Genomic DNA, 10,692 nt, shown 5'->3' with positions numbered 1-10,692 from the left:
CGGCATTGCGGCCGCTGATAAGAGAGAGGTACAATAATGCATCGGCATATTTGCTTACCTGGTTGGGGCTGCCCGGAAAAAGTATGGTGGGAATGGTGCAGGATTTTTTTATCAGCTGCAAACATTCATCTAAATAATTGGAGATAACTAAACTGCCGCCTACCAAAAAATAATCAACACGGGCATCAACAGACAATGCTATTAATTGCTCCATGTTATTACCGTTCACTTTATCGGGGTCGATAAGAACGGCAAAAGATTTTTTGCCCTGTTGTTTTCGTTCGGTTAATGATTTATAAATGCCTTTCGTCATGCCTGTCTTATTGATTGCTGCAAAAATCCAAAAAAAATCCGTCTTACCGAAATAATAGACCCAAATAAGATGGATATGGCTGCAATTTCCTTCTTTTTATTGGTAATTTTGTAACTATGACGGATATATCTGCCGAAATAAAATTTAAAACGGCCCGAAGCGGCGGCAAAGGCGGCCAAAATGTAAACAAGGTGGAAACCATGGTGGAAGGTTATTGGCATATCGACTCTACTGCATTATTTACTACTGAGCAAAAAGAACTACTAAAAGAAAAGTTAGTAAATAAAATAAATGCGGATGGTTTTTTACTGGTAAAAAGCCAAACCGAAAGAAGCCAGTTGGGCAATAAAGGCGAGGTAATAAAAAAGATGAATGCCTTTGTAAAAAATGCATTGATAAAACCCAAGCCACGTAAAGCCACCAAACCCAGTAAAGCGGCTAAAGAAAAACGTATTGAGTTTAAAAAGAAAATTTCTTCTTTAAAAGATTTTAGAAAAAAGATAAGTAAAGATTTGTGGTAAAGAAATTTATTATGGTAAGACTATTTTATTTTATATCCGCCTTAGTTTTTCCTGCGATTTTATTTTCGCAAAAAAAAGTGCCTGCTGCCAATGTAAAAATAAGTTTTGTAAATACTGTTAATCATGTGCCTTTAGTTTTAGACAGTGTAACGTACACCAACGCCTTTGCAGAAAATTATACGGTTAGCAAATTCAAATATTATATCAGCAATTTGTTTTTGGTTGCGGATAAAAAAAATATTGCTGTAAAAGAAAGTTATTACTTGGTAGATGAAAAAGACACCGCAACTAAAAGTATTTTACTTACTCTGCCAGTCGGTAATTATGAAAGCCTGTCTTTTTTATTAGGTGTAGATAGTTTGAAAAATGTTAGCGGTGCACAAAGCGGTGCATTAGACCCCACCAACGATATGTTCTGGACCTGGAACACCGGTTATGTAATGGCGAAGTTAGAAGGTAATTCCCCTGCCTCAACCGTTGTAAATAATAAAGTAGAATATCATATTGGTGGATTTGCCAGTGCTGACAATGTAATAAAAAAAATTACACTGCCGCTAAACACCAATATTAATAAAGATACTGTTACCGAAATTATTATTGAAGCGGATATAAATACCTGGTGGCAAATACCCAATGATATTTTGATTGCTGCAAATGCTGTTTGCACCAACCCCGGCGTATTAGCAAAAAAAATTGCAGCCAATTACAGTAAAATGTTTTCGGTAATAAAAATTAGTACCCCTGCCAATTGAAACAACGCATTACTATATTATTACTGGTCTTTATTATTGTAGCGGCTTTTGCCGTTGATATTGCACCGCCTTATAAACCCACACCTTTAAAATTAATTATACCCAAAGGATGGCCGCAGCCACCAAAAAATATTTATGCCGGCAACCCATTAACCGAAGAAGGTTTTCAGTTAGGTAAAAAATTATTTTACGATGGCCGCTTAAGTAAAGATGGCAATTTTGCCTGCGCCAGTTGCCACCAGCAGTTTGCAGCCTTTGCCAGTTACGACCACGATTTTAGCCACGGCTTTAATAATACTTTTACTACCCGTAATGCCCCACCGCTTTTTAATTTAGCATGGTCACCATTGCTGCATTGGGATGGCGGCATTAACCATATTGAAGTGCAGCCACTATCTCCCCTAACTGCAGCCAATGAAATGGCAGAAAATATTGACAGCGTTTTAATTAAATTAAGAAAAGATACGGCATACCCAAAATTATTCAGGGCGGCATTTGGCACCAATGTAATTAACAGCCAGCGCATGTTAAAAGCTTTGGCACAGTTTACAGGATCTATAGTTAGCTACAACAGTAAATACGATAAAGTGCAACGGGGCGAAGCTACCTTTACACCTGCCGAGCAAAAGGGTTACGATTTTTTTAAAGCCAAATGCAGCGGCTGCCACACCGAACCGTTATTTACCGATAACTCTTTTAGAAATAACGGCATGGCCATTAATAGTTTTTTAAAGGATTATGGCCGCATGAAAATTACCCGTAATAAAAATGACTCTTTAAAATTTAAGGTGCCCAGTCTGCGTAATGTAACACTTACTTTTCCTTATATGCATGATGGCCGCTTTTACAGTATTGGTAATGCAATAGACCATTACCGCACCGGCATTATTACCACACAACCTACTTTAGATACGGCATTAAAAAACCGTATTGCCATGGGCAATACGGAGAAGAATAATTTAATTTATTTTTTATATACCCTTGCAGATACTACGCTTACTAAGAGTTTGAGGTACCATTAATCTTAAGATTTCCTCTTACCCCTCAACACTTCCAAAATTTGTTTTTGTTTTTCAATTTCTGCCAGTTGGTTAGTCTGATTTTTTTTATTGTCGGCAATATCCTGCTCAATATTTTTTCTTTTCTTTTCCAGGCTTACGCCATCATCAATTAAGCTGGTACTTTTTTTATCTGCTTTTTTTACAGCATCTTCCTGTGCAATAATTTGCTGCTCCAGGTCGTAAGCGGCAATAATATTTTTTATACTGTCTAAATAATTTTTTGCATTATCCATTACTTTACTGTCGGTACTGTCGGCAATAAAACTGTCAAAACCTTTTGATATCATTAAAGTAAGATTGGAGTTTTCTTTTTCTTTCCTGCTTTTTCTGTCGGCCATAAAGTACAAATCGTAACTGTCGTTGCCCAGCTCCGGCATTCTTACGCCTTTATAAACCGTGTAGCCTTTGCTGTCTTTTCCTTTATAGCCCATTTGCTGCATTTTATTATCAATGGCATCACGTATAGTTTTTTCAGGAAAAGGTATTTCGCTTACCACAGCCTGGCGGTTAATTTTTTGGTACTCCACCGTGGCAGTACGGCTTTGGGCAGCAGTAGAAAGATATAATGCTGTTAAAAAAATAAATGTAAAGGCGTATTTCATATTACTTTGTTTTAAACAAAGATAATTTATGTTGTCAAATGGTTGCATCATTTATTTAAACAAAAATTAAAATTATACAAGTAAATTTGATGCAAATTAAAATAACCATTGAGCGGCATTAAAAAATTAGCAGGACAAACATTATGGTACGGCGTACCCACAATTGCCAGCCGTTTTTTAGGTTACTTAATGAATATGGCATTACCGTTTTTTGTTACTATGCCCGAAAAAACTGCCGACCTGGTGCAGGTGTACACCATTATCCCTTTTTTAAATGTGCTGTATGCTTATGGTATGGAAACGGCGTACTTCCGTTTTTCGCAAACACACGATAGACAAAAACTGTACAGCACACTCAGCATTTCATTATTTTTCAGCAGCATACTTTTTACGTTAATATTATTGTTGTGCAAAGGTGCTATTACCGGCGCAGCAGATTTAAACAATCACCCCGATTATGTGCTGTGGATGATTGCCATTATTGCAGTAGATAATTTAAACACTTTACCCTTTGCCAAACTGCGGCAGGAGGACCGGCCCAAACGTTATGCTTTTGCCCGTATTGCTGGCATAGTAATTAATTTAAGTGTGGTTATTTTTTTTCTGGGTGTGATGCCACAAATTTTACAAAGCAACCCTGACATTTTTTTAAAAAATATTTACAACAAAGATGTTGGCTTAGGTTATTATTTATTGGGCAACCTCTGCGGCAGTGTATTCACCCTTATTTTATTAAGTAAAGAAATAAGACAGATAAAATTTAGTTTTGATAAAGTACTGTGGAAAGAAGTGATGAAGTACAGTGCCCCTTTAATTATTGTTGGCTTGGGCGGAATGGTGAACGATGTACTGAGCCGTTTAATTTACCGCCATGCGGTAGATCTGCCACAACAACAGGCCGATCATGAACTGGGCATTTTTGCAAATATTTTTCGCATTGCATTACTGATAACTATTTTAATTCAGGCATTCCGTATGGCTGCCGAACCTTTTTTCTTTAATAAAAGTAAAGATGAAAATGCACAACGCACTTACGCAAGGGTGATGAAATTTTTTGTTATTGCCTGCTGCTTTATGTTTTTATTAATTGGATTATACTTAGATGTGTTTAAATGGATCTTTATAACTTTTGCCAACAAACGCTGGGCCGAGGGTTTGCAAATTGTTCCTCTCCTTGCATTAGGAAATATTTTTTTAGGCATTTATTATAACCTCAGTGTTTGGTATAAGCTCACCAATAAAAATACTTATGGTGCAGTAATAACCATTATTGGCGCAGTAATAACCATTGTCCTGAATGTTCTATTAATTCCAAAGCTGCATTACACCGGCGCTGCCATTGCCACATTTACCTGTTATTTATTTATGATGATAAGCAGTTACCTGCTGGGGCAAAAATATTATCCGGTTCCTTATCCTGTAAAAAAATTAATTGCTTATTTAGTGTTGGTGGTTTTAATTTATTTAATGCATTTGGGTATTAATAAAATTTATCCCAATCATCTTTGGTTTTCGTTAACCACCGCTACTTTATTGTTTGGTTTGTTTACATGGTTTGTTACAAAAGTAGAAGCGAAGGAGCTGGCGAAAATTCCGATGCTGGCTAAGTATTTTAAAAAATAGGTTTGGCCACAGATTACACAAATTAACACGGATGATTACAAATATAGTATGATGATATCTTCAGGAAAATAATCAGTGAAAATCTGTGCAATCCGTGGCTGTATTCAAAAAATAATCTGTGTCAAACTTTAATTTATGCGAAAGCTGTTACAATATTTATTTAAAAAACCACTTAGCTGGGTGGCCAATACACTTAGTGCCAAGCCGCAAAAAGAGGTGGTGTTTAAATCATTAAGCAAATTATACAGCAGCAGTAAAAAAAACAGCAAAAGGGTTTGCACTATTTTTATTGATGTATTAAAAGATAAATTTATCATCTTCAGCGATCAGCATAAAGGCAACCGTGACTGGTCGGATGATTTTACCAGCAATGAAATTAATTATCTTACTGCATTACAATATTACAAGCAACAAAATTTTTCTTTTATTAATTTAGGTGACAGTGAAGAATTGTGGAAATATCCGCTTGCAGAAGTATTAGAAAAAAACGAAAAAGCTTTTGCTGCCGAAGCTGCCTTTCAACCCAATAATTATTTTAAAACTTTTGGCAACCACGATGTAACCTGGAAAAATAAATTGGATGTAGAAATGTATTTGAAAAAAAACTTTACCATGCCATTGCCGGTTTATGAAGGCATTATTTTAAAAACTGCCGTCGGCAATCAAACACTGAATATATTTTGTACACACGGGCACCAGGGCGATAAAATGAGTGATAATAATGCACTCAGCACATGGATTGTTGCACACATCTGGCGGCCACTGCAGCGTTACCTGCGGATAAATGTAAACACACCCAGTAAAGATTATTCGTTACGCAACAAACATAATAAGATGATGTACGACTGGAGCAGCAACAGAAAAAATATTTTATTAATCACCGGCCATACGCACAGCCCTGTTTTTGCATCGGGCAAATATTCCAATCATCCCGCTAACAAAATTGATAAGGATGTTACCGAAAAATTAAAGGCCAGTTATTTTAATACCGGCTGCTGCTGCTTTAATGATGGTGATATTACCGGTATAGAAATTGAAGGTGGCTATATCCGCTTAATAAAATGGCGTGATGAAAATAATGCAGCTGTAAGGCAAATTTTAGAAGAGATAAAGCTCGAAGAGTTGATGAAAGATTTAGATTAAACAACACACTAAAATAACCACTGAGAAATTTATTATTTTCGCCTGAGGCGAAATGGGGTTGCCACGGATTACACAGATTTACACAGATTTAAAATACATTTTCTCTGCGTCCTCCGCAACTCAGCGTGCAAAAAATCAGTCATCCTCCTCTTCACTCACTTTTACAAACGCTGCTCTTTTTGGTGCCGGCATTATACTGTGCAAACCTTTAACGCCTTTCCATATCACTTCACTAAATTCTAAATCAGGTGCCCTGTCTTCTTTACTAAAATCAAATTGTGCACTGCGTTCGGCTAAAATATTATTCACCGTGTTTTTATCTGCAAGATTTACATTGCTGGGTAATGCAGTAAAGCCTGCGTAATTGGGTGTGGCTGTAAAGCAGCGCCACATGGGTGTTGCCGCGGCATCGTACTGGCTCATGGGTGGCAAGCCTAAAATTAATTCCATGGTACGCAGCATGCCACTGGTGGTGTAAGGGGTATGATCAACAAAATTTCTTTTTACATGTGGGCCGGCAACATAAGCTGTGGTGCGGTGTGCATCCACATGGTCGGGGCCGTTTTGTGCATCATCTTCCACAATAAAAACCACACTCTCGTTCCATACTTTACTTTGGCTTAAATATTCAATAAACATACCTACTGCCAAATCATTATCGGCCACATGTGCAAACGGTGTAGGATTATTTAAACTCATGCCTTGTGTATGATCGTTTATTAAACGCAATGTATTTAACTGCGGTAAAGCGTTTATAGCCACCAGTGAGTCGAAGTCTCTTTTCCACTGCCCAACCCTTGTGGTGTCTCTTACACTTTCATCCCAACTGGTATAATATTTACAAAAATGATTTTCTAAAACCGGGATGTTGGCTTTATAATCATCTGCAAATTCACCGTAAGTCCTAAAACTTACACCGGCCCTTTTACAATGATCCCATATAAAACCGCCTTTATTGTTGGCAATTTCTCTTGTACCTTCCGCATCGTATGTACCACCACGGCCACCATAACTGGTAACCCAATTTTTTTCTAAATAATCGTTGGCATAAGCACCCAGGCTCCAGTTGTGTCCATCGGCACTTACCTCTCCATCTACATAAAAATTATCCAGCAGCACAAATTCTTTTACCAGTTTATGCTGGTTGGGTGTAATTTTTTCTCCAAATAAAACTAACGACGTATCGCCGTTGCCTTCTTTTACATCACCTAACACCTGGTCGTAGGTTCTGTTTTCTTTTACAATGTAAAACACATATTTAATGGGAGATTTATCACCCACTTTTTGCGGAATGGGATTGCCTGCTTCTCCTTTTGCCAACAATTCTTTTTCTTTTGTGTACGGCGTATTTTTATACACTTGCTGAGCGTAAACAGTTAATTGTTTTTCTGTTGGTACAGTAATAATACTCAAAGTGCCTTTCATTAAACCTCCAATGTATTGTGGACCGTCTTCATCATCGGCCTGGTGTTTTACCCTGCGCTTTACCGGAGTAGGGCCATCAGGATTTGCAAAAGAAGAAAAGCCTTTTCCATTAGTAACAAATATTTTTTTGCCAATTACTTTTACACAAGTTGGGTACCAGCCCACCGGAATAAATCCTTCCGATTTACTGTTGCCCGGCTGGCTTACATCAAATACTGCCAAACAATTATTATCGGCATTGGCAATAAACAACATTTTTTCATCGGTGCTTAATGCTAAACCATTGGTAGCACTGCCCTGCGGTGCATCCGGATATAATGATGCCGTAAGCGTTTCAATAACTTTTTGTTGTTTGGTATTGATAACCGAAACAGAATTATCGTTTGCATTAGCAACAAATAAATAGATTCCATTTTTGCTTAAACATAACTCGTTGGGGTGATCACCCACATCAATACTGGTTGTGAATTTTTTTTCTGCCGTGTTAAACACTGCAACTTTTTTATCGCCCCATACCGAAATGTACAATTGTTTTTTATCGGCTGATAATAAACAGGTATAGGCTTCTGCATTTAATTTTATTTGCTGTACAATACTTTTATTTTTTAAGTTGATGATGTAAAGAGAATTATTATCCTTGGTTACCACGTACATCAAATTTGCAGCGTCATCTATTTCAATACCTGCCGGCGAAATTTTATTGGGCCATTTATCCCCCAGCTTTATACTGTCTTTTAATTTTAGTTTTTTGTTTACAACAGCGTATTGCAAAATCCAGTTATCATTACCGCCACTGGCATACAAATATTTTTCATCAGCGCTAAAGTGTAAACCAAGCCAGCTTTTTTTAATTTCAATATTGTCGGTAATTTTTTCTGTGGTAATATCTATCAGTTGCAGGGTTTGTTTGCTTTGTCCGTTGTTGGTAACTGCCATTAATTTTTTTGAATTGCTGATAGCCATATTTAGTGGCAGATCTCCCAAAGGCAAACTTTTGCCTGCCGGGCTAAGGCTCCAGCCATTGGGCAGGGTTATTTTTTTTTGAGCAGTTGTGCTTATCGTTAAAAACAAAAAAGCAATTATGGAGAGAGTTATTTTTTTCATTGCAATTGTAATTGAAATGCTAAGGTAACAAAAGCTATAAACAACAAAGTGACAATCGCATTATTTCTTGGTTAACGAATATCTACTATTTACAGCAGCTTTTTTCTTTTCTTTTTTTGTGGAAAAAAGAAACAAAAAAGACACCCGAAAAAGATTACATCCCTTTTTCGGGGTGGTTCCCTGATGAGGCTTTTGTACTACTGTACTTCAGCATTTATCAATTGCAATCTCTTTTGTATTATAATCCGTGAAAATTCGTGTAATCAGTGGCAAAAAGTTTGAGCGAAGCTCAATACTTCTTACTCAACTCATAAATAATTTTTTTGTTAGCCTCGGTAATAATAGATAAAGAATCCTGCTGCACAAAATGTAATTTAAAAGCTTTAATGGCGGCAACAGAATCTTTGGTATCGTAACCGACAATGCGTAACGATTGCAGGGCATTAAAATTTTGTGGCAGTTGTACATTGGCAGTGTCGTACCAATTACCAAAACCATTTTGCGCAAGCAACTGCCAGGGAAAATATTTATTGGGGTCCACTTTTCTTTTAGGCGCAATATCGCTGTGGCCAATAAAATTTGCTGTGGGAATATTATTATTCTTTTTTAATTGCTGTAAAACCTGCAGCAAACTTTTTATTTGTGCATCAGTAAAAATTTCAAAACCATTATTGTCTAATTCAATACCAATGCTGCTGCTGTTAATATCGGTAACATTGCCCCATTTACTGTTGCCTGCATGCCATGCTCTTAAGTAATCGTTCAACATGTGGTGTATGGTGCCATCTTTACAAATTACATAATGTGCACTAACCTGTGTACGTGGCAGTGTAAAGGTACGAAGTGTACTGTCGCAGGCGTTTTGTGCGGTGTGGTGTATAATTACAAAGTTGGGTTTACGCATACCAAAGTTGGTGGTGCCCACCCATTGCTGCGCCATCATTGCACTGTCGATGGCATGGGGTTGTTTACGTAATTGTTTTGCAAATGCCTTGGTTTGTTTTTTATAGCTTTTGTTAGTGGCGGCATATTTATTAAAGCTGCAACTGTTGGTGAGTAAAACAAGCGCTGCTATAATTATTTTAAATTTCATTGTAATTTTTTATGAGGGAAAGGTACAGGAAAAATGGAGTGGTTATTTTACCATTGATAAAAAATTCAATGAATTCTTTATGTAGTTTTTAAACTATTTTTTTTGTTACTTATTAAATTTCTTTCGCAGCTTCTTTTATTCTCACTTTTTTTGCTTGCCTCCCGAGTCCATCTCACAATGCCTTTACTCGGCACAGGCTTATACAGTAAAGGTTGTTGAACAATTTTTTTCAAAAATTGAATTTAGCCACAAAGGCTCGAAGACACAAAGGAAAAAGCTTTGCTTTTTTCTATTTCGTGCCTTTGTGCCTTTTTGGCAAACCTTTTTTCGCAGCGAAGCTGAGATTTTTTTTAATTGGATAGATTCACAGCGTAATTGGTACTAATAAAAAAAGCTGCCCCAAGGACAGCTCTGCATTCATTATAAATTATCCATTATAACATTATCCATTAAAGTGTCGCCATATCAATCACAAACCTGTACCGCACGTCTCCCTTCAGCATTCTTTCGTAGGCTTCGTTAATATCTTTTATGGCAATTACTTCTACATCGCTTACAATATTATTTTTGGCACAGTAGTCCAGCATTTCCTGTGTTTCGGCAATGCCGCCAATTAAAGAACCGGCAATACTTTTACGGCCGAAAATTAAATTAAATGCCGGCACCTGTGCTGGTGATGGTGGCGCACCCACACAAACCATTACACCATTGGTTTTAAGCAAACCTAAATAAAAATTATAATCATGATCGGCAGAAACCGTGTCTAAAATAAAATCGAAATAGCCGGTAACTTTTTTTATTTGTGCCGCATCGCTGGTTAATACAAACTGGTGAGCACCCAATCTTTTTGCATCGGTTTCTTTACTGGCCGAGTGGCTGAGCATGGTAACTTCGGCACCCATTGCTACCGCTAATTTTACACCCATGTGGCCAAGGCCGCCCAAACCCAGTACGCCCACTTTATGGCCTTTGCCAATTTTCCAGTGGCGCAGTGGTGAGTAAGTAGTAATGCCTGCACAAAGTAATGGCGCCACCGCTTCCAGTGGTAAATTATC

10 protein-coding genes are annotated in these 10,692 nt (G+C 37.3%); 5 read left to right on the top strand and 5 right to left on the bottom strand.

Annotation, left to right across the window (positions count from 1 at the left end; all coding sequences use genetic code 11):
• On the bottom strand, positions 1-313 hold a 313-nt coding region (locus ACY651_RS15360; protein WP_462254314.1), incomplete at its 3' end, for a geranylgeranylglyceryl/heptaprenylglyceryl phosphate synthase.
• Between the two features lie 116 nt (positions 314-429).
• Between ACY651_RS15360 and arfB the strand changes: the two genes are divergently transcribed.
• Genes arfB through ACY651_RS15345 form a run of 3 tightly spaced genes read left to right on the top strand, consistent with a single transcriptional unit; the run spans position 430 to position 2,608 of the window.
• Positions 430-834 (top strand): alternative ribosome rescue aminoacyl-tRNA hydrolase ArfB, encoded by a 405-nt coding sequence (gene arfB, locus ACY651_RS15355; RefSeq protein WP_462254312.1) that lies wholly within the window; start codon positions 430-432, stop codon positions 832-834.
• 11 nt (positions 835-845) lie between these two features.
• Positions 846-1,586 carry an MbnP family protein gene (locus ACY651_RS15350; RefSeq protein ID WP_462254310.1) on the top strand — a complete coding sequence of 247 codons (741 nt, stop codon included), beginning with the start codon at positions 846-848 and terminating at the stop codon, positions 1,584-1,586.
• Positions 1,583-2,608, top strand: coding sequence for a cytochrome-c peroxidase (locus tag ACY651_RS15345; RefSeq protein WP_462254308.1), 1,026 nt, complete (start codon positions 1,583-1,585; stop codon positions 2,606-2,608). Before ACY651_RS15350 ends, ACY651_RS15345 begins: the two co-directional genes overlap by 4 nt.
• A gap of 2 nt (positions 2,609-2,610) precedes the next feature.
• On the opposite strand, the gene ACY651_RS15340 is transcribed toward ACY651_RS15345, so the two are convergent.
• The gene (locus ACY651_RS15340) at positions 2,611-3,249 is read right to left on the bottom strand and encodes a hypothetical protein (protein ID WP_462254306.1); all 639 of its coding nucleotides are present in this window, start codon (positions 3,247-3,249) and stop codon (positions 2,611-2,613) included.
• 108 nt (positions 3,250-3,357) lie between these two features.
• On the opposite strand from ACY651_RS15340, the gene ACY651_RS15335 reads away from it, so the two are divergent.
• Both ACY651_RS15335 and ACY651_RS15330 read left to right on the top strand, forming a co-directional pair.
• Positions 3,358-4,872, top strand: a complete 1,515-nt coding sequence (locus ACY651_RS15335; RefSeq protein WP_462254304.1) for a lipopolysaccharide biosynthesis protein — start codon at positions 3,358-3,360, stop codon at positions 4,870-4,872.
• A gap of 135 nt (positions 4,873-5,007) precedes the next feature.
• Positions 5,008-6,015, top strand: coding sequence for a metallophosphoesterase (locus ACY651_RS15330; RefSeq protein WP_462254302.1), 1,008 nt, complete (start codon positions 5,008-5,010; stop codon positions 6,013-6,015).
• Between the two features lie 135 nt (positions 6,016-6,150).
• On the opposite strand, the gene ACY651_RS15325 is transcribed toward ACY651_RS15330, so the two are convergent.
• From ACY651_RS15325 to ACY651_RS15315, 3 genes are all read right to left on the bottom strand, one after another.
• Positions 6,151-8,544, bottom strand: coding sequence for a bifunctional YncE family protein/alkaline phosphatase family protein (locus tag ACY651_RS15325; RefSeq protein WP_462254300.1), 2,394 nt, complete (start codon positions 8,542-8,544; stop codon positions 6,151-6,153).
• Between the two features lie 289 nt (positions 8,545-8,833).
• Complete coding sequence (locus tag ACY651_RS15320; RefSeq protein WP_462254298.1) at positions 8,834-9,637, bottom strand: N-acetylmuramoyl-L-alanine amidase; 804 nt, start codon at positions 9,635-9,637, stop codon at positions 8,834-8,836.
• Between the two features lie 449 nt (positions 9,638-10,086).
• Positions 10,087-10,692, bottom strand: a 606-nt coding sequence (locus ACY651_RS15315) for a zinc-binding dehydrogenase (protein WP_462254296.1), incomplete at its 5' end; no start/stop codon positions are given.

The sequence above is a fragment of the Ferruginibacter sp. genome, from assembly GCF_031391665.1.
Classification (GTDB): domain Bacteria; phylum Bacteroidota; class Bacteroidia; order Chitinophagales; family Chitinophagaceae; genus Ferruginibacter.
Note: the sequence above shows the minus strand (reverse complement) of the source record. Positions and strands in the feature narration are given on the sequence as shown.

Excerpts from the sequence above, each read along its gene's own strand:
- arfB (WP_462254312.1), top strand. The coding sequence starts at position 430 with ATGACGGATATATCTGCCGAAATAAAATTTAAAACGGCCCGAAGCGGC.
- ACY651_RS15350 (WP_462254310.1), top strand. The coding sequence starts at position 846 with ATGGTAAGACTATTTTATTTTATATCCGCCTTAGTTTTTCCTGCGATT.
- ACY651_RS15340 (WP_462254306.1), bottom strand. The coding sequence starts at position 3,249 with ATGAAATACGCCTTTACATTTATTTTTTTAACAGCATTATATCTTTCT.
- ACY651_RS15330 (WP_462254302.1), top strand. The coding sequence starts at position 5,008 with ATGCGAAAGCTGTTACAATATTTATTTAAAAAACCACTTAGCTGGGTG.
- ACY651_RS15325 (WP_462254300.1), bottom strand. The coding sequence starts at position 8,544 with ATGAAAAAAATAACTCTCTCCATAATTGCTTTTTTGTTTTTAACGATA.
- ACY651_RS15320 (WP_462254298.1), bottom strand. The coding sequence starts at position 9,637 with ATGAAATTTAAAATAATTATAGCAGCGCTTGTTTTACTCACCAACAGT.